This window comes from Microbulbifer bruguierae (assembly GCF_029869925.1).
In the GTDB taxonomy this organism is placed as follows: Bacteria; Pseudomonadota; Gammaproteobacteria; order Pseudomonadales; family Cellvibrionaceae; genus Microbulbifer; species Microbulbifer bruguierae.
Genome location: NZ_CP118605.1, coordinates 4036215 through 4061764, shown reverse-complemented (window position 1 = coordinate 4061764; position 25550 = coordinate 4036215). Strand labels below are relative to the sequence as shown.

Sequence of the window (25550 nt, the reverse complement as noted above, 5' to 3'; positions counted from 1 at the left end):
GGCATTCCGTCCCCGTCGATTGTCCAGAATTCGGGCGGAGCTTACTCCTGCCCGACTACGCTGACAAGGGCGTTACTAGCGGGCAATCAGGTATGACCCGAAAGTCCGGAACTTTATCGCTCCAGATTTCCCCTTGCCCCCCAATCATCCTGCCCGAGCGCCCGGTATCAGCTAATCACCATGTACCCGGAGCGAAACTCTGGACTGACCATGTCACTGAAACCGGCCCTGCTGAGGCTTTTCTGCAAACTGCCAACGGTTTATTTGAGTATTGAACTCGCTCGCGAGGTAAAACCGAGCGTGCCTATATAAGCGTGCCTAATAAAAGCAAGAAGAGAAAAGCAAGAATCGGGCCGTTATGACCGTTCATCCTGTCGCAGGGTGAGTATAGTTATATCGTCAGGGTAGGATTCGACGCCATTTACCTTCAATGCGCCACACAAACTGGTGAGATCACCACGGCTGTGCTCAATTTTTGCGAGCAATTCGGCCTCGCGCTGCAGCAGATCGCCGGGCAGCAGCTCCAGCACACCATCGGAACAGGCCACAAGACGCCAGCTGGCGGGCAAGCTGCAATGACACACTTCCCAACCGCCCTGCTGGAACAGGCCCAGGGGACGACCTTTACCCGTTAGCCATTGGGCGCCATCACTGGTCACCAGCGCCGGCATCGGCACCTGTCCCGCTACCGCGTAGTGCAACTGGCGGGCGCGACTGTCCACCACACCTACAAACATACTCGCGTGCTTATCCAGGTGTGTGGAGAGCAGCTCCCGATTGATCATCTCGAGGATATCGGTGATGTCCTTGTCGATGGTATCCAGCTGACTGAACAGCGGACGCTCCCTCAGCATGTGCATGATGCTGTGCTTGATCAATGCCGTTACCAGTGCGGAGGACACACCGTGGCCGGAAACATCGACCAGATAGAAAGCCACAAAGCGCTCGCCAAACAGACCGTAATCGATAAAGTCGCCGCTGAGGTAGAGTGAAGGCAACAGCCGGTAAGCGGCTTCGATACCCGCAGGATATTGGTAGGGTGTACGCGGCAATAAATGCTGCTGGAGCTGTCGCCCCGCCTCGTGATCCCTTTGCAGCAGTGCAATGTGATCGCGCAATTCCCGATTGCGTTCTTCCAGCTGCTCCCGGTATTCGCGATTCTGTTCCGCCAGCTGCCGGGCCTCGCAGATACGGGTCAGGGCGTGGTCAATGACCCCTTCATCGGCGATCGGCTTGAGCAGGTAATCACTCGCCCCCAAACGCAGTGCCTGCACCACATCATTGACCTCACTATTGGAGGCCAACACGACTACGGGTGTTTCCGGCGACAGCAACTTCACCTTGCGCAGCACATCCAGCCCGCCCATATCCGGCAGATGCAGGTCGGTGATCACCAATTCGTGTTTGGTTGGGGAAAAACAGCCGATGGCCTCAATGCCATTGTCCACCAGGTTCACCTGGTAACCGAGGCGGGCAAGCGCGGCGCGGACGAGATCGCGGGTGGGCTGGTCGGAGTCGGTCAGCAACAGGACCTGTCGCTGGTGGGCGTTTTCGGTATCCGCAGTGCTGTTCTGGGTGGCACCCTGCGCCGTTGCCAAATCGGGAGTCTGAGCGCTCATGGGTTAGCGCCCGTCAACACAGACAAAAAACCGGCGCGGATATCAATCAGCGCCGGTTTCAGTGTGAGGGCATCAGAAATCGTATTCATCCAGATCGCCGCCAAAGTCGTCTTCCTGTTCGCCGTCGTTGATCAGGAACTCCCGGCGTTGCAGATAGGCGTCCCGCATCAATACATAGCGATCCCCCTGCAATAAGGACTCCGCTTTTAGCAGGCTCGCGCGCGTCTGCAACAGATCCAGGACTTTCAGCGTGTATTCCACGGAGTTGTCATCGACATAAGTAAGCGGGTTGGTGTACCACTCCAGCACTTCTCCGGGCACATCGCGCACCGTAGATGGGCCCATGAAGGGTATCACCAGGTAGGGGCCTGAAGGCGCCCCCCAGACCGCCAGCGTCTGGCCAAAGTCCTCACCGTCACTGGGTTCCAGGCCCATATGCTGTGCCACATCAAACAGCCCCACCAGGCCTACGGTACTGTTGAGCAGGAAGCGGCCGGTGTCATTACCCGCCTGCCCCCACTTCCACTGCAGAATGTCGTTGAGGACATTGTTGATTTCGTGCAGGTTGGAAAAGAAGTTGGTCACTCCGGTCTGGACAAAAATCGGGGTGATCTGGCGGTAACTGGTCGCCGCCGGCTTCAGAAACCAGCGGTCGGCGGTGTCATTGAAACGGAACATGGCCCGGTTGAAGCCTTCCCAGGGGTCGCGGTCTTGCGGTTCTTCTTCGCTGGCGAATGCACCCGCGGGGTCGAAGCCGTACTCATCCTGCAGTTCCGAGCCGAAATCATCGGCTGCACCGTTACCGGTGCCTTCGCCCTCACCACTAGAAAATGGATCAGAGCCAAACGGGTCAGAACCAGAGGAATCGCTACCGCTGCTCTCAGTGTCCTCCCCGGACACGGGAGATCCTGATACAGGCTCTACCGGCGTTTCACTGGGGGATTCCGCGAAGGGATCGGAAGAATCAGACGCTTCCTGCGCCAGCGCCATGGGCGCCGACAGCAGTGCTGTCAGGGCCAAGGCGATTATGGGGGTACGCTCAAGCAATTCCCTGCTCCTTGCGTTGTCAGTTCTCAGTTTCAAACCAATGTCTTAGTTTCTGTTTGCGCGCGATTCTAACACTGGCCGCTAAGCCAGCATAGCAGCTGGCCGTTTTGGCTAATGGGATTGATCGACGCGGTAGTGCTTGCGGATCAGATACAGGGAGCAAACGGGAGCCAGCTATCAGCCGACAACCAACCTGTGTCTCACTTTGGCCTCAGCGAGGCCGATAGCCGGCGAGAATATGCAGGCTGAGCAGCTTCCTCAACAGTTCCACACCAAAGTCCAGCAGTTGCTCGGGAGCCGGATGCTGGATATCGGCCGCCAGTTGCAGCAATAGCTGACGGCCAGATTGAGGCCCGTCACCAGCGGATTCAATCAGCTGCAACAGATGTGACGTGACCGCATTTGCCTCGAGGAAGCCGACTGTATCTGCACGGTTCCGGTAGACAACCAGAAACGTCGGTGTTTGCGGCAGATCGTCGGGCTGATACGTCGGGCCGAGGCGATGTACGGGAAACTGATAGGTGAGATTCCAGGCCAGCGGGGACATGACAGGCACCCAATCCAACAGCTGTTCATCCAAGTATTCCCGCACCATTTCTCCGGGAATTTCGTCATCGCTGACGTCCAGCACCAGCTCTACCCACTCATAGTGCGCCAGTTCCAGCAGAAATGGCGGATCCTGTGTACTGCCCTCTGCGGTGCTGCGCTCATTTTGCAGGTAGTGCAGAAATTCTTCACTGATCTGTAAGAAGTAAGGACTTTGCGAGGCATGACGGGCGACAAAATCCCGCACCATTTCGTGCCAACGGTCGTCAGAATAGATACTGCGCAGTACCGGAAAGCCACTGGCAATAAAGGACTCAATATTGTTATAGATCAGGTCGCGATAAATGCCGAGGCGTCGGTCTTCGACATCCGCGGGCGCCACCACCTGCTCCGGGTTGCGCAAATGCGCCGCGAACTCATTTTGTACTCGCAAGAAAGCACCTTCCCGATCACTGTCCCTGTCAACGTTCGCATCTCCATTGTCCGGCGCCACCTTAACGGTCATGGAGTGCCTCCACGCCCGCCACTCGTCCGGACTCCGGTGGCGTATTTTGCACAGCAGTTGCCTGCAACTGATAGTCGCGAATACGGGCCACTTCCCCGAACAACTCCGGTAATGGCGGAATATTGAAGTCTCGTTCCAGCAGGGTGGGGATAGGGCCGAAACAGTCGTAAGCCTGCTGCAACAACTGCCACACCGGATCAATTACTGGCGCACCATGCGTGTCGATTTTCAGGTCGTCGGCTTCGTCAAAATGCCCTGCCACATGGGCGTAGCGGATACGGTGTGCGGGCAGGCTTTGCAGGAAGAGCAAAGGGTCATAACGATGGTTGATGGCGTTGACGTAGATATTGTTCACATCCAGCAACAGGTCACAATCCGCCTCCTCCAGTACCGCCAGCAGAAACGCCAGCTCACTCATTTCCTGCCCGGGAGCAGCATAGTAGGAGACGTTTTCCATGGCGATGCGCTGCTCGAGTATGTCCTGGACACGGCGAATTCGCGCAGCCACATAATGCACCGCCTCTTCTGTAAATGGGATGGGTAACAGGTCGTAGAGATGACCGTGATCCGAACAATAACTCAGGTGCTCACTATAGCAGTGGATATTGTGATCGCGGATGAACTGTTTGACGGAACGAACCAGTGTTTCATCCAGGGGAGCCGGGGCTCCGATGGACAATGACAGCCCGTGGGTTACAAATGGAAAGCGCTCGGTGTACTCGCGCAACCAGCGACCAAAGCGGCCACCAACACCAATCCAGTTTTCCGGTGCCACTTCAAGAAAGTCCACCTGATGCGGTGTAATGGTCTCCCCAATCATGGATCGCCGCAGCCCAAGGCCCGCGCCATGAACCGGAAATGGCTGCTTGTGCGTTTGCATCTTCACGACAGTTCTTGTTGAAAAGAAAAAATACCCGTTGCAACGATCCGGCTGGTTGCCGAACCGTTACAACAGCAGAGGTTCAGTCTGCAATCAGGTGCCGCACTTGCCCTCACCACATTTGCCTTCTTTCTTTTTGTCTTCTCCGCACTTACCTTCTTTCTTCTTACCCTCTCCGCACTTGCCCTCTTTTTCCTTGCCCTCGCCGCACTTACCCTCTTTTTGCTTGTCTTCGCCGCACTTGCCTTCTTTCTTCTTGTCGTCATCCGCCATTTTCAGGTTGTAGCCGGCGGACAGTTCGGTGGCACTAAAGGGGTTGGCCGCGGTGGATACACTCAGGGTGGCAGAAGCAATAAAGGCAGCGCCTACGGCCGCCGCAAGGGGCAGATTCTTCTTGTTCATGGCAGTTCTCCTGTTAAGACGTCATGGGATGTTTGGACTACTCGCGGACACGGCGCGAAAACCGCCGCCCCCGGATTATAGGCTGCCGGCAAGGAATTGGTTCAACAGTCAGACCAACGCTACCGGCGCCCTATTCTACGAGGCCTGGCATTCTGTGAACCCAGTTCACAGTACCATACTCCATAGATTGGTCGTCCCATGCACGCATTTCTTACACTGGCGAGAGAATTATTAGCGGACAATTACACAGCGCGCCCAAGACAGCCATGACAGCGCTGGCGCTTCAGGGTGTATGGTGTCCCCGCTCCAATTCAACTGGCAGCAATATCGGACCAGAACTTACGCAGCCGCTTGATGGAAACCGGCATCAGGGTTTTCAGGGTTTGCGCGAATAGCGATACCCGAAATTCCTCCAGCATCCAGCGATACTGCAGCAGCTCGGGATCCCCCGCCAGCAACAGCGGTTCGCGCTTGCTCGCTTCTGCCTGATAGGGCTCGTCAGCCTGCTGAAATTCGGCGCTAAGCTTGCGATCACGATTCGGGTCCAGCGCCGCCTTTTCCAGCCGCAGCTCTATCCCCTTCAGGTAACGGCCATACTGCCGCAACCATTCCAGCGGGGTTTGAAACAGAAAGCCGCGATAGAAGAGTCCCTGCAGCTGGCGATTAATATCCGCCACCGCCATGGCCACCGCCAGATTTTTTTGCTGTTTTATCAGTTTGCGCAGGGGCACCAGTTGTGCGAGTACTTTTACCAACACCTCACCAATTTCCTGGGCAACGCCCACCAGTTTTTCCCGTTGTTGCAACGCGTTCAGGAATTCAGCTTCGCTGCGCGGCCAGACTTCATCCGGCCAGAAACATTCGCGCACTGCAGCCATCAGAATATCGTCCGCCACCTCTTCCCGGCGCCCGAGATCTGCCGCACTCAATCCCAGCTCCTTGCCCTTAAGCAGCTCCTTGCGCAGGTACTTTACCGGCTCCGGCAGATGCAAAATGGCGAGGCGACAGATACCGGCGCGGGTTAGCTGGCGCGCTTCATCGGGATTGTCCATGAGCTTGAGATCGACACTGTCCTTTTGCGCTACCAGTGCCGGATAGGCCCGCACCTTGAGGCCACCCTGATCCAGCTGATGGGTTTGCGGGAGATCACCAAAATCCCAACTCGTAATACCCTCACGCTCGAAGTCATCGCCGGCACTGGCCAGCTCCTGCTGAACGCGATCGCGGTAGCGCGCTTGTAGCGCGGCGAGGTTCCGCCCCTGGTCCAGCAGTTTGCCCTTTTCATCCAGCACCTGGATATTGAAGCGATAAAAGTCTTCCACGCCCTGCTCCGCGGCTTCCCAGTCCGCATCAGGCAATGTGATCGCGGTCTGACGCTTCAGTTCATAGGCCAATGCCTGCCACAACGGAGTGTTATCGGCCTGCATACGCGGCAACGCCTTGTCCACCGCCGCCGGAACCGGCACAAAATGTTTGCGATGCTGTTTCGGCAGGTTTTTGATCAGCGCGATGCACTTGTCCCGCAGAATGCCCGGCACTACCCACTGTAGGCGCGCTGCAGGAACCTGGTGCAGGGCTCCGACTGGTACCTGGATACTTACCCCATCTTCCGGGGTGCCTGGCTCGAAGTGATAACTGAGCGGATATTCGATACCTCCGCTGATCAGGGAGTCCGGGAATTGCGCCTCACCCACATGGCCGGCGTCCTGCTGCATCATCAGTTCGCGGGGGATCAACAGCAATTGTGGATCTTGCTGCTCCGCCTGCTTGCGCCATTTTTCAAATCCGGCGAGGTTGACGATATCCTCGGGAATACGCTCATCGAAAAAGCGAAACACCACCTCGTCGTCCACCACGATATCCCGGCGGCGGGACTTGGCTTCCAGATCTTCAAGCTCTGCCAGCAGATCACCGTAGTGCCGGAAAAATTTCCCTTTGCCACGGTAGCGGCGCTCAACCAGAGCCTCGCGGATAAAGACTTCCCTCGCCACCACCGGATCCAGCTTGCCGTAGTGGATCCGCTGCTTGTCGACCAGCACCAGCCCGTAGAGCGTGACTTTTTCAAACGCCATTACCGCACCGGAGCGCGGATTGTAGTGGGGCTCGAAATAATTGCGTTTGACCAGGTGCTCAGAGCATGCCAGCACCCACTCGGGTTCGATTTTTGCCACCGTGTGGGCGAACAGGCGGCTGGTTTCCAGCAGCTGCGCGGCAACAACCCAGGGTGGTGGCTTTTTGAACTGACCGGACGCGGGGAAAATGTGAAAGCGGCGATTGCGGCAACCGACAAATTCCTTGTTTTCATCCCGCACACCGATATTGCCCAAGAGACCCGGCAAAATCGCCCTGTGCACACTGGCGTAATCCGCGGGCTCGCGATTCATTTTCAGGTCCAGATCGCGAATGGCCACACGCAGCTGGTGGTGGATGTCTCGCCATTCCCGCAGGCGTAGCCAGGACAGAAAGTTTTTCTGGCACCATTTACGCAACTGGTTCTGGCTCAGTTCCTGGCGCTGTGCCTCATAGCCATCCCACAGGTTCACCAGGGTCAGAAAATCCGATTGCTCATGCAACCACTGTTTGTGCTTTTCATCAGACGCCTGGCGTTTTTCCGCGGGTCGCTCGCGGGGGTCCTGCACCGCCAGCGCACTGACAATAATCAGTAATTCGCGCAGGCTATTGGCTGCGCCGGATTCCATCAGCATACGCCCCAGACGAGGGTCCAGGGGCAGACGTGACAGCGCGCGCCCAAGCTTGGTAACACCGCCTTTGCCATCCACCGCCTGCAGTTCCTGCAACAGGCTGTAACCGTCGTTGATCAGACGCTGATCCGGCGGATCCACGAACGGAAAATCGCGGATGTCACCGATGCGCAACTGCAGCATCTGGAGAATAACTGCGGCAAGGTTGGTGCGCAGGATTTCCGCATCGGTAAATTCCGGCCGCTGAAGAAAGTCGTTTTCCTCGTACAGGCGGATACACACGCCGGCACTGACCCGCCCACAGCGACCCGCACGCTGGTTGGCACTGGCCTGGGAAATGGCCTCCACCGGCAACCGCTGAATCTTGCTGCGATAGCTGTAGCGGCTGATGCGCGCAGTCCCAGGGTCGATCACATAGCGGATGCCGGGCACGGTAATCGAGGTTTCCGCCACGTTGGTGGCGAGTACGATTCTGCGGCCCTTGTGTGGTGCGAATACCCGACTCTGCTCTGCAAGGCTCAAACGCGCGTAGAGGGGAAGGACGTCGATATGCGCCAGCTCCGCGTCCCGCAATGCCTTGGCACATTCGCGGATTTCCCGTTCGCCGCTCATAAAAATCAGGATGTCGCCGCCGCGACGAGGGGAGGATTTTTCCTCCTGTAGCAGCTCTTCTACCGCTGTGATGATCTGCTCGTTGAGATCCGCATCACTGTCCGCCGGCGGGCGGTAGTGGATTTCCACCGGATAAGTGCGGCCCGATACCTCGATAATCGGCGCATCGTGGAAATGCCGGGAAAATTTCTCCAGATCGATGGTGGCCGAAGTAATGATCAACTTCAGATCCGGGCGTTTCGGCAGAATGGTTTTCAGGTAACCCAGCAGGAAGTCGATATTGAGGCTGCGCTCGTGGGCCTCATCGATGATCAGGGTATCGTAGTGACTGAGCAGCGGGTCCCGCTGGATTTCCGCCAGCAGAATACCGTCGGTCATCAATTTTACGTGGGTGTGCTCGGTGCTCTGATCGGTAAACCGCACCTGGTAACCCACCGAGTCCCCCAGCGGCTGCCCCAATTCTTCGGCAATGCGGTTGGCCACCGTGCGCGCGGCGATTCGGCGCGGCTGGGTGTGGCCGATCTGGCCGAATATACCGCGCCCGAGTTCCAGGCAGATTTTCGGCAGCTGCGTGGTTTTACCGGAACCGGTTTCACCGGCGACCACCACCACCTGGTTGGCCGCGATCAGCTCGGCGATCTCCTGTCGCCGCGCCACCACCGGTAGCTCTTCCGGCCACTCTACCCACGGCAATTTGCTCCGGCGCGCTTCTGCCAGTGCCTGCGAAGCCGTGATCTGTGCTTCCAATTGCTCCAGCATTCGGTCCGCCGGCTTGCCTTCTTGCAGTCGCCGGCGGGCATTGCTCAGGGTGCGCTGCAGGCGAAAGCGGTCTCGCCCCATGCACAGGGAGACACGTTGCTGCAGCTGCTGCAGTGCTTGCGGTGGGGTTGGGCGGGCGGAGTCTTGACTCATAAGTGACTGGCAATCCGGGAAAATACTGCAAACCAGCGATTATACCTGCTGGGGACCACCGGGGTCTGTCCCTACACTTGCGGGCGTTACGCCTGACCTATACTCAGGTCAGTGACGCGCATTACAACCCATCAATGTGGTATTTGCGCGCGACAATTTTCCAACGCCAGCACCTCAGGCCCGTCCAGCGGTCTGGTTTCACCAGCGTGAGGACTCTTAAAGGAGCATCCATGCAAGATCTCAAGCCAAAACCCCCGGCCACCGCTGGGGAAATGATGGGCCACCCGAAGGGGTTGTTCCTGCTGTTTGGAACCGAGATGTGGGAGCGCCTCAGCTACTACGGTATGCGCGGCATCTTTGTGTTTTACCTCACCTCGGCCGCCAGTGCGGCGGTATTTGGCTGGGAGGCACTCTCCGACACTGAACTGCAATCCAAGGCGCTGAGCTATCTCGGCTGGTACGCAATGCTGGTGTACCTGACCCCAATCATCGGCGGCTGGATGGCGGACAACAAGTGGGGGCAGCGTCGCTGCATCATGTTCGGTGGTGTGCTGATGATGCTTGGGCAATTCGCCCTTGGTTTTCCACACAAGTGGCTGCCAGATGGTACCGAAATCTACATGTTGTGGCTGGGGCTGGCGCTGATGATTATCGGCAACGGTTTTTTCAAACCCAATATCTCCACCATGGTCGGTGACCTCTACGAGGAAGGCGACAAACGCCGGGATACGGCGTTTACGATTTTCTATATGGGGATCAACCTGGGATCGATTCTCGGCTATCTGGTAATCGGCTGGATCGGTGAGAAAGTCGACTACCAACTGGCGTTTGTGGTGGCCGGTCTCGGCATGCTGCTGGGGCTGATTCTACAGCTGACCCAGGCGGATAAATTCCTCGGTGAAATCGGCAACCAGCCTTCGGCAAAACTCGGGCTGACGCCAAATCTGAGCAACCAGGACAAAAAGCGCCCACTCACGCTGGAAGAGCGCGACCGTATCAAGGTGATCCTGGTTTTGGGCCTGTTTACCGTCATTTTCTGGGCGGGATTTGAACAGGCAGCGGGCTCCATGAACCTGTTCGCCAAGTACAACACCGACCTGCATATTTTCGGTTTTGAGATTCCCGCCAGCTGGCTGCAGATGGTCAACCCGCTGTTTATCATCATCCTGGCACCGATCGTGGCGAGTATCTGGGTCGGACTGGGCTCCCACGAGCCGACCTCACCGGCCAAGTTCAGCCTGGGGCTGATTTTCCTCGGGCTGGGTTTTATTTCCATGGTGGGCGCGGCGCTGCAGATTGGCGATTCCGAAACGGCCAAGGCGAGCCCCTGGTGGTTGGTGGTGGCGTACATATTCCACACCATAGGTGAGTTGTGCCTGTCGCCCATCGGCCTGTCGATGGTGACCAAGCTCTCGCCCCTGCGTTACCTGTCGCTGATGATGGGCCTGTGGTTTGCGTTTATCGGTATTGCCAACAAAGGCGCTGCGGAAATCGGTAAGCTGGTTGGCGAGTCGGGTCCACTGGCGACCTTTGGCGGTGTTGCTGCAGCAGCGATTATTGCCGGTATTATTCTGTTCTTTATCCGCGAGAAACTGGTCGATTGGATGCACGGCGCCGAGGAAGACCACACCGTTGTGAAAGACACGACCAAAAAAGAATTCGGCATTACTGCCGACCACGATGTGGCACCTCAGAGGAAGTTTGGGGAGTGACGTCTGCACTTCGAATCTGCTTCGTAGCAGTGCCGCTACCGGGGGCGGGTTTTCAGGAGTGTCGCAAACAGGATGTTTGCGCCGCAACGCCCAGGGATGGGTTCACAGTGGTCCTGAAAAACCGCCCCCGGTGCCTTGCCGCCACCCTAGAAATACAGAGCACCAGTACCAAGGCCAAATAGCAACTACCTGCCTTTAACGAGATAAGCAATCGCCTTATCCAGACCTTCGATCGTCATTGGATACATCTGATCGCTCACCAGCTTCCGGGCCATGCCAATACTGGCAGTATAGGGCCAGTACTCTTCTGAAGTCGGATTCAGCCATACAAGCTTTTCGTAAGTGTCAGTTACCCGCTGCATCCAGGTCGCGCCGGATTCTTCGTTCATGTGTTCAACACTGCCAAATCGGCTGGTGATTTCGTAAGGGGCCATGGCGGCATCGCCGACGAAAATTACCCGGTAGTCTTTGCCATAGGTACGCAGAACTTCCACCAGCGGCGTGGATTCGCTATAGCGACGCTGGTTGTCTTTCCACACGTGTTCGTAAATAAAATTGTGGAAATAAAAGTATTCGAGGTGCTTGAATTCACTGCGACAGGCGGAAAACAGCTCCTCACATTGCTTGACGTAGGGATCCATGGAACCACCGACATCAAAAAAAATCAGAACTTTTACCGCATTGTGCCGCTCCGGCACCATCTTGATATCCAGCAGGCCCGCATTGCGTGCGGTGGAGCGGATGGTGTCATTGAGATCCAGCTCTTCCGCCGCACCAGTGCGGGCGAATTTGCGCAGTTTGCGCAGCGCGACCTGAATATTTCGGGTACCCAGGCTGATGCTATCATCCAGGTTTCGAAACTGGCGCTTCTCCCAGACCTTGGAGGCAGACTTGTTGCGACTCTGCCCACCCACGCGGATACCGCCAGGATGATAGCCACTGTTGCCAAACGGGCTGGTGCCGCCGGTGCCGATCCATTTGTTGCCGCCGCTGTGTCGTTCCTTCTGTTCTTCAAGGCGTTTCTTGAATTCTTCCAGCAGCTTTTCCAGCCCACCCATGGACTGGATTTTGGCCTTTTCCTCTTCCGATAACTGCTTCAGAAACTCAGCCCGCAACCAGTCCTCCGGGATCATCTGCTCGAGGAGATCGTCGAGCGTTTCAAGGTCCTTGAAATAGGCAGCGAAAGCGCGATCAAATTTATCGAAATGCTTTTCGTCTTTGATCATGCACGTGCGGGCGAGGAAATAGAATTCGTCCAGATTGGCATAGACCAGACGCTGCTGCAGGGCCTCCAGTAACGAGAGTAACTCGGTGATGGAAACCGGGAGCTGATAGCGGCGGAGATTCAGGAAAAATCCGATGAGCATTGGGCTTACCTGTTGGGCGGACTAAAGACCGAACGGGATGTTGGGCACGCTAGGCTTTGCCCAACAATCGGCTGTCAGCGGTTTTCTCTACGCGCCATAAACGCCAGCCGCTCCAGCATATGTACATCCTGCTCGTTCTTCAGCAACGCGCCGTAAAGCGGCGGAATGGCGGAGGTGGCGTCGCGGTTTTTCAGGACTTCTTCGGGAATATCGTCCGCCAGTAACAGTTTCAGCCAATCGATCAACTCAGAGGTGGAAGGCTTTTTCTTCAGGCCCGGCACGTCGCGGATCTGGAAGAAAATATCCATCGCCTCCGTCACCAGCTCTCGCTTGATATCCGGATAGTGGACATCCACGATTTTGTGCATGGTGGCGCGGTCCGGGAAGCCGATGTAGTGGAAAAAGCAGCGGCGCAGGAAGGCATCCGGCAATTCTTTTTCGTTGTTGGAAGTGATGATCACAATCGGGCGGTGCTTGGCCGTGATCGTCTCTCCGGTCTCGTAGACGAAGAATTGCATACGGTCGATTTCCACCAACAGGTCGTTGGGGAATTCGATATCCGCCTTGTCGATTTCATCAATCAGCAATACCACCCGCTCGTCGGCCGCGAAGGCCTCCCACAGTTTGCCCTTCTTGATGTAATTGCCAATATCGTGAACCCGATCCACCCCCAGTTGGGAATCCCGCAGGCGCGATACCGCATCGTATTCATACAGCCCCTGCTGGGCCTTGGTGGTGGATTTGATATGCCACTGAATCAGCTTCAGCCCCAGGCTACTGGCCACTTCTTCCGCCAGCAGTGTCTTGCCGGTGCCGGGCTCCCCCTTGATCAGCAGCGGGCGCTGCAGGGTTACTGCTGCATCCACCGCCATCTGCAGATCGTCGGTGGCGACATAATTGTCGGTTCCGGTGAATTTCATGGGTGCTCCGAGTACGCTTCGATCGAAAAACGCCCATGGTAAAGGAAGCGATCAACGGGGCCAAAGGCGGATTCTGTCAGATTGGGTGACGGCAGTGGCCGGGTGCCGGGGAAAGGTGACCAATGAATTACCAGTGGTCATGAAATAGAGAAGGCCGGGGAGTGCGATTGCGGAGCCGGAGCTCCGCGGTCTGTCGATCAGGCGACCTGGGCGCGACGGCGGCGGACGACCTGGCGACCCTTATCGGTAATGTACCAGCGAATTCCCAGGTGACTGTGTATCTTGCCCACCATTTCCAGTACCAGCAGGCTGTTCAGCGCACGGGCTACAGAGTTGGACTCCATATTTCCCTCCTGCACCATACCAGCCAGGGAGCGGAATACGCAGTCACCATTATTCAGCAGACCCAGCACCTGCAACGTGTTGTCGTCCAGTTTGCGAATCTGATTGAAGTCCAGCGTCGGCCCCTGATCCGGATCGCCTTCAATTTCATGCTCCAGCAGCGGCATCATCTCCAGCTGCATGGCGCGGATCTCCTGCTCCAGATTTTCTACCCGCGCGCGGGCAATGCTGGCATCCCGCAGCTGGCGGCGGGCGGCATTGAATACGAACATGCGCGAGGCGATAGCAGCGAGCAGGCAATAGCCGGTAAATATCAGCAGACGGGACGGGTCGCCCTGGATTTCGATCAGCAGGTCGCTCTGGGTGAATTTGAGGAAGATGGGCACCATCAGCGCACCGCACAGCCCCATGATCAGACAACGCGCGAGACCGGCTGGGTCCTCCTCGGTAAATAGCATCTGGTAGTAATTCACCAGGCCGCCAAGAATTCCGGAGACCAGCATGACCGCAGTCAGAATAAGCAGGTGGTCGAGCATCCCTGTCCCTTCGCCCAATACGCAGTTAACGACTTTTTGTGATTTGTCAGCTATGAAAGCGTGCGCCCAGGCTCATTGATGAGCCATTCGCCGCCACGCAATCGGTAGGCCCATCGGCGGGCGGGATTGTTGCCGGCACTCGTTGCGGGCACTATTAGATATAGCAGTTAGCGGGGTATTAGGCTGTAGCGCTGGGCCACAGCGGGAGGGGATTGGCGCCAGTTACCGCTCTGTCCGATAACCGGCGCACGTGAACTTCAGTATTGGTCATTTTCCGTCATGGGGCGGTCTTTGCGCCGGCGCATCATCAGCATAATGATGCCGACCACCAACATTACCGCAAAGGCGCCAGCAGCGGAAAACACCAGCGTTGCCGCCACTTCGGGAGACGCACCTTCATCCTCAAAAATTGTCTGATAGACGAACAGCGGCAATACCGGACTCAGAGGGCCATCGGCGGTAGTCCCCCGCGCCGGGACCAGCAGTAACGTGGCCGCCTCCAGTAAAAACAGATTGCGCAGCCAAGACCAGTTCCAGTTGCGCATAAACCACCAGCCTGCAGCCAGTAATACCACTACCCCACCGGCGTATACCGCCCAAGCCAATTTGAACTCTTCTGCCATCGTATTTTCTTTCTTCTGAATGTTGCGGTTGTTGGTTGATTTCGGTGAATCCTAGCCGACGTCATCGACCCAGATAACAATGTGATCCTGATAATCATCCGGATGCACTTCGGATTCACTGATCACCTTGTCCTGTACCGATATACCTGCCGCATGCACGGAAGCAGGATCCCCAGACACCAGCGGATGCCAGCTCGCCAGTGGTCGCCCTTCCGCCAGTGTGCGGTAGGCACAGGTGGCCGGCAGCCAGGTAAAACTGACCGCATCGGCCGGTGTCAGCTGGATACAGTCTGGCACCAGTTGTTTGCGCCGGGGGTAATCCGTGCACTGGCAACTATGGGTATCCAGCAATTTGCAGGACACACACGTGGTATAAACCTCACCTGTGTCTTCGTCTTCGAGCCGGTGCAGGCAGCAGCGGCCACAGCCATCGCACAGGGATTCCCATTCCGCCGGCGTCATATCCGCCAGGGTCTTGCGCTGCCAGAAAGGTCTTTGGCTTACCACAACGGCCTTCTCCCGCTCTGCCTCGACATGCTCACTTCGATACTGTCGCCTCAGCGACGGGGAAGCTTGCTGTTCTGCGCGGCAATCGCCCGTATTTCGTCATCGACCACCGGCGGCATCTGCAAATAGTAGCCCTGATCCTGCAGCGCGTTCATGACCTTTTCCACATCTGCACGTGCCAGCTTGCGCTCTGCGGTCAGCAGCATCGTGGTAACCAGTACCGGATTGCCAAACAGTGTTTGCAGTTTTTCCGGCACCGCCGCCATTCCCTGTTGCTTTTCCACATACAGGTACATTTCACTTTCCCGCGGGCTGCGGTAAATATCACACAGAATTTTCATCAGCTATGTCTCAGGGCATTCAGTTGTTGCAGTAGCGGCTCGCCCACGATCTCGCGGCGCCATCCTGTGAGACGGCCTTCCAGTTTGGGCTGCGGTGACTGAACCAGGGTTTCCAGCTCTTTTTTCCGCACCAGAATTTCAGCCGGCAGCCCCGCAGTTTCAGCCAGTTGCGCGACGCAGTTGCGCAGTGCCTTGAGCTGCTCGCCCTGCTCGCGGTTCAGTGGCGATGGCAGGCGCGGCGGCAGATCCGTGCGCTCACTGGCGCTGGTAATTGTCTGCAACAGTGTCTCGCCGTATTTGCGCAGTGTTTTGCCTTCCAGCCCCGGCTGCGCCAACGTGGCGAGGTATTTCGGCATCGCCTGGGCAAGACTCAGGCAGATATTTTCTTTCAGCAGGTGATTGCGCGGGACATCCTGCAAGCGCGCTTCCCGTTCGCGCCAGGCACAAAGGTCCTGCAATACCGCGAGCTGGTTGGCGCGCAGCCGCCAGGCGCCCTTGACCTTGAGGTAATAGAGCTCCGGCGGCTCAGTTTCGCGGGCCGCGCGCACAATAGACGCGCAGTCTTCCCGCAGCCACTCGAATCGGTCTTGCTCCCGCAGTTTCTTCAACAGCATGCCGTAGATCAGTGGCAGCCAGGCCACATCCAGCGCCGCATAATTTTTCTGGGATTCGCTCAGCGGCCGCTGCAACCAGTCAGAACGGGTTTCACTCTTGGGCAATTCAATCTGCAACATCTGCTGCACGGTTGCGGCGTAGCCGAGTCCCGCGCTCATTCCGCTAATTGCAGCGGCGACCTGAGTGTCAAAAATCGGTTCGGGAACCGCGCCCAGCAGTCGGCCCAGGGTTTCCAGATCTTCGCTGCAGGAATGCATGATCTTGACCACGCTGGTATCCAGAAGCAGCGCCTTTAGCGGCTCCAGATTGTCAATGGCGAGGTTATCGATCAGGTAACAGTGTTTGCCGTCGCCTACCTGCACCAGTGCCGGCAACGGGTAAAAGGTTCGGCTGCGCATAAACTCGGTATCCAGTGCCACCGCGCTCTGGGTGCGCCAGCGCGCGCAGAGTTCTGCCAGCTGCTCGCTGCTGTCGACCCAGATGGGCGTGGTGTCTACCAGATGCTTTTGCGGGCTGCTCGATTGTTCAGGCATTACAACACCGTCCGGCTGTTAAAGGCGTGCGCCAGGGTGCCGCCATCGATGTATTCCAGTTCGCCGCCAATAGGCACGCCATGGGCAATGCGGCTGACAGCCACACTGCGGGCCCGCGCACGCTCGGCGATAAATTGTGCCGTCGCTTCGCCTTCCACGGTGGGGTTGGTAGCAATAATCAGCTCGCGGATGCCGCCATTCTCCTGATCCCCCAAAAGCTCGCCGAGCAGATCCAGCCCCAGGTCTGCAGGACCGACGCCGTCGATAGGAGACAGGTGTCCATGCAGTACGAAATAGAGGCCGTGGTAATTGCCAGCCTGCTCAATGGCAAGTACATCCGCCGGGGTTTCCACTACACACAATAGCGAGTGATCGCGACGGCTGTTATTACACAGGGAACAGATATCCTGTTCTGTCAGCGTCCGACAGCGACTGCAGCGACCGACTTTTTCCACCGCCTGTTGCAGTGAGCTGGCCAGCAGGCCGGCAGCGTCGCGGTCTTTTTCCAGCAGGTACATGGCCATGCGCTGAGCAGACTTGGGGCCGACGCCCGGCAGGCAGCGCAGTGCACGGATAAGGTCTTCAATAAGGGGGCTGAACATAGCTTGCGTTCAATTAAAAAGGGCCCCTTCAGGGCCCTGAAATCAATAAAGGGCTTGGTAATTCTTCGTGACAATCAATTGGAGAAAGAGACCAATTAGCTAGAGGCCAACTAGCAGCCAATTTACGGCAAATCAACCGAACGGGAATTTGAATCCTTCCGGAAGATTCATACCGGCAGCCAGGCCGCCCATCTGATCTTTCTGCACTTTCTGCGCAGCCTCTTCCACTCGCCGCACGGTATCGTTGACGGCTGCGGCAAGCAAATCCTCGAGCATTTCCTTGTCTTCACCCAGCAGGCTCTGGTCGATGCTCACATCCACGACATCGTGGCGACCATTCATGGTGACTTTCACCATGCCGGCACCAGACTCGCCGGTAACCCGCAGATCGCTCAGTTCCTTCTGCATTTTTTCCATGCGTTCCTGCATGTCGGCCTGCATCTTCTGGGCCTGCTGCATTAAATCGCCCAAACCTTTCATCATCGGAATCACCTTCAATCAAACTTTTTAATCGGCGGTCTCAGGGCACAGCGATAACCCTGAGCGTCACCTGGTACTCAACCCGGGTACTCAACCCAGGTACTCGACCGAGTCCGGTATCAGCTGCGCACCGAGCTCAGCCTGCAAATCCTGCACCACAGGATCTCGGTTCAGGGCGTCCCGGGCAGAGAGCAACTGTGCTTCACGGGTAGCGGCGATCAGTCGCGCCGGGGTACCACCGTGGACTTGACCAACCTGGATCTGCACCGTCAGTGGCTGCCCGAAAAAGTCACTCAGCTGATCGCCCAGGCGGCGCTGGTGACCTTCGTCGTACAGGCTGCTGAACGACTCGTCGAGGGTAAATGACAGTATATTGTCCTGCCGCCCGATCAACTCCAGGTGCTGGGCAATGGAATGCAGTATGCCGGCCACCCCTACTTGCGGGTACATGGCCGGCCAGCTGCCCGGCGACAGGGCATCGAGCCTTGCCTCTGGCCTGGCCTGCCGGGATTGCGATACCGACCGGGGCTCCACCGCAACGGACTGGGGAACCGGGACGGATTGCACTTCAGCTACCTGCTGGCGCAATCGCTCGCGCATGGCTACCCGCTCATCCACCACGCTGTCATTTTCGGTGGCAATTGGAACCGGGACTTCAGCGCGCGACTCTGGTTCAGATGCCCAGGGCGGTGCCTCTTGCGCGGCCATCGATTGTTCCACTGATTGCGTCAAAGCTGCCTCCACCGCAATCGGTTGCGGCTCGCGATCAGCTATCGGCTTTTTTCCGCTTTCGCTCCAGACGGTATCTTGCCCTGGCTGCACCGATTGCGGTGCAGGCTCGGGCTCTGGCCGCGTGTCCGATTGCGGTTGTGCCTGGGGCACCGGCCGAGCTTCAGACGGGAAGGAGCGCTCGCTCGATGGTGATGACTGCGGCTCTTCCGACCAGGGGGGAGCATCATCCTGCACCGGCGGAGATATCGGTTCCTGCACGGTCTCTGGAGAATTCCATTGCGGTGGAGCCGCTTGCTCCATCGGAGGCGGAGACGGCTGTTCTGGCGCAGCTTGACCGGATGCTTCAATTTGTCGGGGCGCCTGCGCTATCTGTGAGGGTTCCGCTGCGGGCGTCGGTGCAGACGGCGCGACAGACTGCCCGGCCCCGGCGAGGCTCGCGGTGGGTATATTCGCGACCCCCTGGGGCTTGAATGCCAGCATGCGTAGCAGTGCCATTTCAAAACCGCCGCGGGGATCTGGAGCCAGCGGTAAATCGCGCCGGGCGAGAAGCGCCATCTGGTAAAACAATTGGATGTTTTCCCCAGGGATGGCGGCAGCGTGATTCGCCAGTAACTCGGCATCGCCCAGCGCGTTATCAACGGCCTGCGGCAGCACCTGGGCAATGGCAATCCGGTGCAGAATGGCCGCCAGCTCCGCCAACGCTGCACTGTAATCTGGTGCCTGCTGCGAGAGTTCGTTTACCGCGGCAAACAGCGCGGAAGGATCTTCGTCCGCCAGCGCCTGAACCAGCTTCCACACCAGGGTGCTGTCCAGGGTACCAAGCATGGCGCGCACTTCCGCCTCGCTGATCTTGCCACCACCAAAGGCAATGGCCTGATCCGTAAGGCTCATGGCGTCACGCATACTGCCATCGGCGGCACGCCCCAGATGCCAGAGTGCAGCTTCTTCAAAAGGCACCAGTTCTTTTTCCAGCACGAAACGCAGGTGTTCAACGACCCGTTCCGGGCTCATATTCTTGAGGTTGAACTGCAGACAGCGGGAAAGCACCGTCACTGGCAGCTTTTGCGGGTCTGTGGTGGCCAGCAGGAATTTGACGTGGGGAGGTGGCTCTTCCAGGGTTTTTAGCAGCGCATTGAACGAGCTGTTGGAGAGCATATGCACCTCATCGATGAGATACACCTTGTAGCGCCCTCTGGTAGGCGCGTATTGCACGTTCTCGAGCAGCTCACGGGTATCTTCTACCTTGGTGCGGGACGCCGCATCCACCTCGATCAGGTCAACAAAACGCCCATCCGCAATCTCCCGGCACACCGAGCATTGACCACAGGGCTCGGAGCTGACGCCGGTTTCACAGTTGAGACACTTGGCGAGAATCCGCGCGATGGTGGTTTTACCAACCCCGCGGGTACCGGCGAACAGATAAGCGTGGTGCAGGCGATTGTTGTCCAGGGCGTTGATCAGCGCCTGGAGCACATGCTCCTGCCCCACCATCTCCCGGAATAACCGCGGCCGCCACTTGCGTGCCAGTACTTGATAGCTCATTCGTACTCCGCACCCTCTGGTGCCTTGCTTTACTAATTTGAACAGCAATAAAGCCGGCAAATAGTGCCAGCGATTTAGGACAGACCAAAACCCCGACCGGGGTCGCAGGTCTGCGGGCCGCTATTGTTGATAAGCTGGCCATTATACCGGCATCATCGCGCAGGAATAGTGACCCGCCAAAAGTCACCGCCCACAGGGGACTCAGCAGTGCACGGAGGAAAAAGTCACCTTATCGTGACAAAACGACCACTCGTCGACAGCAAGTCACTGTGTTATAACTGCCGGCGCCTGCCTTATAACAATGTTGACTAGCGCTGTACGGGGACCCCGCTGACTAATGAATAAAGCCCGGAAGACACTTCTGGAGAAGCTTTTCGCCGATCACGGCCAGGCATTGGTGCGCTTTGTAACCCGCATTGTGCGCAGCACCGAAGACGCCGAAGATATTTGCCAGCATGCCTACCTTCGCCTACAGAAGCTCAGCAGTGAGAAGGATCTGGAAAACCCCCGCGCCTACCTGTTTCAGATCGCCAACAACCTGGCGGTAGATCAGCTGCGTCGCGGTAAGTTGCATTTTGACTACATCAGCCAGCAGCTGCCCGCCGAAGGCGCCACTGCTGCAGACGACGAGCATGCCGACCACCAGTCCCCTGAACGGGTGCTCGCTGCGCGCCAGCAGCTGCAGGCCATTCACGACGCTATGGACAGCCTGCCGCTCAAGTCCCGCCAGGCCTTCCTGCTACATCGCAATCGCGGCCTGTCTTACACCGAAATCGCTCAGGAAATGAACATATCCGTGAGCAGTGTCGAGAAGTACATACTGCAGGCATTAAAAGCCTGTAGACAGAAAGTAGGAAGCTATTCCTGAGCGGTGCCCCTCTCCTGTGCCAAACCCCAAAACACGTCATTTTTTGACGCTTCAGAATGGTCGCGACCACGCCGTGACCACATTTGGCACACCCGGAGAAAACGTGCACCGCAATACGGCACGAAATGAAAAATATTTTTGAGGGACTAGTGCGGTCGTTCGTCTTTCATATAAGCGGCGGTATCCGGACAAGAAACTACGGACTACGCGAGAAGATTGTGCTAAATTTTGCGGTGTTTTATCGCAGAAATTGCACAGGAAGATCAGGAACGTTGATTTGAGCGCCAACATTCAGCACCATTATGGTGCGTGACAGTGCAGTCGGAATTTAACGTGTTCCGAAATGTCCAAATTGCTCGATTGGCATCCCTGGCAGGCAAATATACAAGTTATTGGAAAGAAAAAAAGGTATTAGCGCGGTGATCCCCCAGGAAGTACAAAAAGTACTAGCGGAAGACAGGCTCGACCAGGCATGTACCTGGATTGCGCGCCTGCGCTCCGACGCGCTCAGCGATGCTGACCGCCGCGCTTTTACCGCGTGGATGTCTGAGTCCGCCGCGAACCGCCAGGCATTCGACGAAATGGCAGAACTCTGGGGTGACCTCGGGGTTCTCTCCCGCTTTCCTCTCGACGAACTTTACCCGGAGAGTGTACCCACCCGGAAGCGAGGCGTGTCGCCAGATAATGCGCCTTCGCGTCCATCCCCGCGCCATTCCTCACGCCCCACCCCCAGCGCACCGTCCGACTCAGAGACTTCCCGTTGGTATCTCCCCCAGTGGCTGCTGGGTGGCAGTGCCGTTGCGGCCTGCTTCGGTATTGCCCTGTGGGTCGGCAACCAATGGTTCGAGCAGGCCCCACTTCAGCAGCAGATGTACACCACCGCTATTGGCGAAACACGCACCGTTTCCCTGCCGGACGGCTCCGTGGTGCAACTGAACACCAATTCAGAGCTGATCATTAATTTCAGTCGTGAGCAACGCCGCACCCAGTTACTGCGTGGTGAGGCCTATTTCGACGTGGCCCGCCAGACCTCACGCCCCTTCACCGTGGCCGCAGGTACTGCCAACATTCGCGTACTGGGAACCCAATTCAATATCGAGCGCAACCCGGATAACACCAGAATTTCTGTGACCGAGGGTGTGGTTGCCGTAAGCGAAACCCACTCCGCCAGCGGCCTGCAGCCAGAAGCGGTCAAACTGACCCGCAACCAGAAAGTAAGTGTTTCCGGCAGTGGCCTTTCCGACGTGGCCCGCACTTCACCGGAAGAGGCCCTGGACTGGACCCGCGGACAGCTGGTGTTCGACGAAACCCCGCTCAACGAGGCTCTGGAAGAACTCAACCGCTACCTCAAGGTTCCCGCAGCGGCCGCCTCCGATGTACGGGAACAGACTCTGTCCGGCACTTTCGAACTGACCGACCCGGAAAATACCCTGTCGGCCATCGCCGCAGCCCTTGGTCTAACCCAGGACAACAGCGATCCCAACCTGACTCTCTTGTCACCCGCGTCTAACTAATATATAAAACTCGCTTCGCGCGATCGTATTTTTTTTGGCCACAAGCCTGCGATCCCTACACCACAACAATTCAAACAGAAAGAATAAGACGCACTCGGCCGCTGATCGCGCCGAATGCACGGGTGAAACGAGAGCAATGTATTTCCGGCACTGGGTAACTCTGTCGCTGACTGGACTGCTGGTACTCGCAGAGAGTACCGCCGCTGCCTGCCCAACATCGGGAGTCCAAATTCCTTCCGGCCCCCTGTCCCGCGCACTGATTTCCCTGGGCCGCCAATGCCGTATTTCGCTGGTAGTACAGGCCGACAACGCCGCCACCCTCGTTACCCCAAGCCTTAATATTGAAACACCGCACGGCAGTATCGCTCCCGCGCTGCATCAACTGCTCGACAATACGCCGCTGACGTTTACCCATACTGGCACCAACGCCATCGCGATCATCGCGAAGCCACAAGAGTCAGATAGGGTGACAACGGCAACCCATCCGTTACCCGCAGAGGAAGTCACGGTGACGGGACGCAGTCTCACCGGTACCCACCTGCGTCATCTCAAGCTGGACAGCTACGCACCTATCGACGTGCTGGCGCAACCAGAACTGGAAATTACCGGCGCCCAGACCGTGGCGGAACTGCTGAAATTCCTGCCTGCAGTATCCGGCAACTCCACCAGCACCTCTGTGACCAATGGCGGCAACGGTACCGCCACAGTGACCTTGCGCGGCCTGCCCGCCAGCAACACTCTGGTGCTGATCAACGGTCGACGCATTGTGAGCAACGGTTTTGGCGGCGAAGCGGCGGACCTGAATACCATCCCCCTGTCCGCGGTGGATCGCATCGAAGTTCTGAAAGATGGCGCTTCCGCGGTTTACGGTTCCGATGCCATTGCGGGAGTGGTGAATATCATCCTGCGGCGGGATTTTGACGGGCTGTCCGTCAATAGTTATTACGGCCAGGCAGAGCGCGGCGACCAGGACACCGGCTCCTATAGCCTTACCTGGGGTACCGGCAATGAACACAGCCACCTGATGTTCAGCCTGGCGCACTATTACCAGGATGAAATTCTCAGCCGCGACCGCGCGCTGTCAGCCTCCGCCGACAACCGCGCAAGGGGAGGCACGGATCTGCGATCATCCGCCTCTCCCCAGGCATACATCGCAGTTGCTGACGGCGTAGTGACCAATGCAGAAAACGGTTACCGCGACTGGACACAGGAAGACCTCTACAACTTCCGTGAATATACGTCAGCACTAGTGCCTTCGGAGCGCCAGTCCCTGTATATCGCCGGCAACCACACACTCAAAGAGGGTGTGGAGACTTACGCCGAACTCATGGCAATCACCACCCACTCCGATTCCACCCTGGCGCCGACACCTGTGTTTACCCGCTTCGACAATGGGGATCTGACGATTGCGGCCGATCAGGTGTATAACCCATTCGGTGAAGACATTACCGATGTGCGCAAACGGATCATAGAGCTCGGTCCCAGGGTCCAGAGCAACAGTACCGAAACCTGGCGCATGAACACGGGATTCCGTGGCTTGGTAGACGAATGGCAGTGGGAGCTAACCGCCGCTGCACACTACACCCGCGCCAAGGAAACCCTGAATAATCTGCTCGACCCCCATCGCTTGTCTGCTGCCCTCAAGGGCCCCGAGATATGTAGCGAAACAAACGGCTGCGTACCAGTGGACCTGCTTGGTGCCCCGGGCAGTATCGAGCAGGAGCAGCTCGACTACATTCTGAGCGAGAATCGGGTCAATGGCGCGAGTCGCATGAACTCGGTGACTTATATTGCTGACGGTCCACTGTGGGAAAGCGGCGCGGGCAGTGTACTCGCCGCAGCGGGTATCGAAGTCCGCCGTGAAGCCATTGATTTCAACTCCACCGACTCGGACGGATTATCCCTGATCGGTGGCGTCGCCTCCGGCGCGGCCAAGGGCGAACGTCTGATCGGCGAAGCATTTGCAGAACTTTCTGTGCCCCTGCGTGAGGACACCTTGTGGCTGGACAGCGCTGTTCGCTTTTCGGAGTACAGCGATTTTGGCAGCACCACCAACCCAAAAATCGCCATACGCTGGCGCCCCGTGCCGTCTTTGCTGCTGCGCGCCAGTTACGCCACCGGCTTCAAGGCGCCAACGCTGGTAGACATGAACCAGACCGGACACCAGAGCCAGGAATACCTGTTTGACCCCTGTACCAACAGTAACGCCGCAGACCTGCCAGGGTGTGTCGGCATTGCCGACCAGGATCGCATCCAGTACCTGACCGAATTCGGCGGCAACCCGGACCTGAAACCGGAAACCTCCGACAACCGTTCTCTCGGTCTGGTATGGACCCCCGGCGACGTTACCGGCTTCCATACCAGCATCGATCTGTTTGAAATTCGCCAGAACGACGTCATCGATACCAGCCCCCAGTATCTGATCAACGAAAATGCCATCAACGGGTTATTCAGTGATCGCGTTATCCGCGATGAGCGCGGCGATATCATCCGGGTAATAGCAACGCGACTGAATATTGGCGCGCGTGAAGTACGCGGCGTGGATTCCACACTGCGCTATCAACATCACAGTAAAAAACTCGGACTACTGCGCTGGTCGGTAAACAGCAGTTACCTACTGCAATACCTGAATCAGCTGGCCCCGGGCAGCCCGGTCGACGATCTGGCCGGGACCTTCATCGACCCCGCCAGCGGCGGCGCTGGATCACTGCCGGACTGGAAAGCCAATACCGGAATTTACTGGCAACGAGGGCGCTGGGAAGGCGGCTACACCGTCCATTACGTCGGCGATCTTATGGAGAGTTTCTCTCTTAATGATCAGGTGATCAGCCGCACCATTGACAGCTGGTCCACCCACGACCTGCAACTGGCTTACAGCGAGCCGCGCGGTTTCCGCTTCGCCGTGGGTATCGACAATCTGCTGGACGAGGCTCCGCCATTTGCCGCCTCGGCATTCAACGATAATTTTGACGGGCGCACTTACGAACTGACCGGGCGCTACTGGTATACCACCATTACCTTCAATATCTAACACAGTATCTAACGCAGCCAACACGCCGCGGTTTCGCATCCGATTTTCAGCGCTATGCTG

20 protein-coding genes are annotated in these 25550 nt (G+C 57.5%); 4 read left to right on the top strand and 16 right to left on the bottom strand.

All coding sequences use genetic code 11. The features are described 5' to 3' along the window. Positions 1-356 precede the first annotated feature (356 nt). From PVT68_RS16620 to hrpA, 6 genes are all read right to left on the bottom strand, one after another. Positions 357-1619, bottom strand: coding sequence for a PP2C family protein-serine/threonine phosphatase (locus tag PVT68_RS16620; RefSeq protein ID WP_280320050.1), 1263 nt, complete (start codon positions 1617-1619; stop codon positions 357-359). Between the two features lie 72 nt (positions 1620-1691). Next, a complete protein-coding gene (locus PVT68_RS16615; RefSeq protein ID WP_280320048.1) occupies positions 1692-2666 on the bottom strand; it encodes an MlaA family lipoprotein in 975 nt (324 codons plus the stop codon). Positions 2667-2877: 211 nt separating this feature from the next. Continuing rightward, positions 2878-3717, bottom strand: coding sequence for an HvfC family RiPP maturation protein (locus PVT68_RS16610; RefSeq protein WP_280320046.1), 840 nt, complete (start codon positions 3715-3717; stop codon positions 2878-2880). Further along, positions 3707-4597, bottom strand: coding sequence for an HvfB family MNIO-type RiPP peptide maturase (locus tag PVT68_RS16605; RefSeq protein WP_280322548.1), 891 nt, complete (start codon positions 4595-4597; stop codon positions 3707-3709). Before PVT68_RS16605 ends, PVT68_RS16610 begins: the two co-directional genes overlap by 11 nt. A 93-nt stretch (positions 4598-4690) precedes the next feature. Next, entirely contained in the window at positions 4691-4999 is a 309-nt protein-coding gene (locus PVT68_RS16600; RefSeq protein ID WP_280320044.1) for an HvfA family oxazolone/thioamide-modified RiPP metallophore, read from the bottom strand. Between the two features lie 311 nt (positions 5000-5310). Next, the gene (hrpA, locus tag PVT68_RS16595; RefSeq protein WP_280320042.1) at positions 5311-9225 is read right to left on the bottom strand and encodes an ATP-dependent RNA helicase HrpA; all 3915 of its coding nucleotides are present in this window, start codon (positions 9223-9225) and stop codon (positions 5311-5313) included. A 230-nt stretch (positions 9226-9455) separates the two neighbouring features. Between hrpA and PVT68_RS16590 the strand changes: the two genes are divergently transcribed. Beyond that, positions 9456-10937 carry a peptide MFS transporter gene (locus tag PVT68_RS16590; protein WP_280320040.1) on the top strand — a complete coding sequence of 494 codons (1482 nt, stop codon included), beginning with the start codon at positions 9456-9458 and terminating at the stop codon, positions 10935-10937. 185 nt (positions 10938-11122) lie between these two features. Here PVT68_RS16590 and PVT68_RS16585 read toward each other — a convergent pair whose 3' ends face one another. The 10 genes from PVT68_RS16585 to dnaX form a co-directional block, all read right to left on the bottom strand. Continuing rightward, on the bottom strand, positions 11123-12304 hold the full coding sequence (locus tag PVT68_RS16585) for a vWA domain-containing protein (RefSeq protein WP_280320038.1): 1182 nt from the start codon (positions 12302-12304) through the stop codon (positions 11123-11125). 74 nt (positions 12305-12378) lie between these two features. Beyond that, positions 12379-13224: an AAA family ATPase gene (locus PVT68_RS16580; protein WP_280320036.1), complete on the bottom strand. Its 846-nt coding sequence runs from the start codon at positions 13222-13224 to the stop codon at positions 12379-12381. Between the two features lie 197 nt (positions 13225-13421). After that, entirely contained in the window at positions 13422-14102 is a 681-nt protein-coding gene (locus PVT68_RS16575) for a YEATS-associated helix-containing protein (RefSeq protein WP_280320034.1), read from the bottom strand. 257 nt (positions 14103-14359) lie between these two features. Beyond that, positions 14360-14725 (bottom strand): hypothetical protein, encoded by a 366-nt coding sequence (locus PVT68_RS16570; RefSeq protein ID WP_280320032.1) that lies wholly within the window; start codon positions 14723-14725, stop codon positions 14360-14362. Positions 14726-14776: 51 nt separating this feature from the next. After that, on the bottom strand, positions 14777-15232 hold the full coding sequence (locus PVT68_RS16565) for a YcgN family cysteine cluster protein (protein ID WP_280320029.1): 456 nt from the start codon (positions 15230-15232) through the stop codon (positions 14777-14779). Between the two features lie 50 nt (positions 15233-15282). Next, on the bottom strand, positions 15283-15573 hold the full coding sequence (locus PVT68_RS16560; protein WP_280320027.1) for a YcgL domain-containing protein: 291 nt from the start codon (positions 15571-15573) through the stop codon (positions 15283-15285). After that, positions 15573-16721, bottom strand: coding sequence for a ribonuclease D (gene rnd / locus PVT68_RS16555; RefSeq protein WP_280320026.1), 1149 nt, complete (start codon positions 16719-16721; stop codon positions 15573-15575). The genes PVT68_RS16560 and rnd overlap by 1 nt, the downstream gene beginning before the upstream one ends. After that, positions 16721-17323: a recombination mediator RecR gene (gene recR / locus PVT68_RS16550; RefSeq protein WP_280320024.1), complete on the bottom strand. Its 603-nt coding sequence runs from the start codon at positions 17321-17323 to the stop codon at positions 16721-16723. The genes rnd and recR overlap by 1 nt, the downstream gene beginning before the upstream one ends. A 132-nt stretch (positions 17324-17455) precedes the next feature. Continuing rightward, positions 17456-17803 (bottom strand): YbaB/EbfC family nucleoid-associated protein, encoded by a 348-nt coding sequence (locus PVT68_RS16545; RefSeq protein ID WP_280322547.1) that lies wholly within the window; start codon positions 17801-17803, stop codon positions 17456-17458. Between the two features lie 90 nt (positions 17804-17893). After that, the gene (gene dnaX, locus PVT68_RS16540; protein WP_280320021.1) at positions 17894-20077 is read right to left on the bottom strand and encodes a DNA polymerase III subunit gamma/tau; all 2184 of its coding nucleotides are present in this window, start codon (positions 20075-20077) and stop codon (positions 17894-17896) included. 337 nt (positions 20078-20414) lie between these two features. Here dnaX and PVT68_RS16535 point away from each other — a divergent pair, with 337 nt between their 5' ends. The 3 genes from PVT68_RS16535 to PVT68_RS16525 all read left to right on the top strand — a co-directional run bounded on the left by PVT68_RS16535 (position 20415) and on the right by PVT68_RS16525 (position 25490). Continuing rightward, positions 20415-20945, top strand: a complete 531-nt coding sequence (locus PVT68_RS16535) for an RNA polymerase sigma factor (protein WP_280320019.1) — start codon at positions 20415-20417, stop codon at positions 20943-20945. A gap of 419 nt (positions 20946-21364) precedes the next feature. After that, on the top strand, positions 21365-22459 hold the full coding sequence (locus PVT68_RS16530; protein ID WP_280320017.1) for a FecR family protein: 1095 nt from the start codon (positions 21365-21367) through the stop codon (positions 22457-22459). A gap of 136 nt (positions 22460-22595) precedes the next feature. Beyond that, on the top strand, positions 22596-25490 hold the full coding sequence (locus PVT68_RS16525) for a TonB-dependent receptor (protein WP_280320015.1): 2895 nt from the start codon (positions 22596-22598) through the stop codon (positions 25488-25490). Positions 25491-25550: the final 60 nt, after the last annotated feature.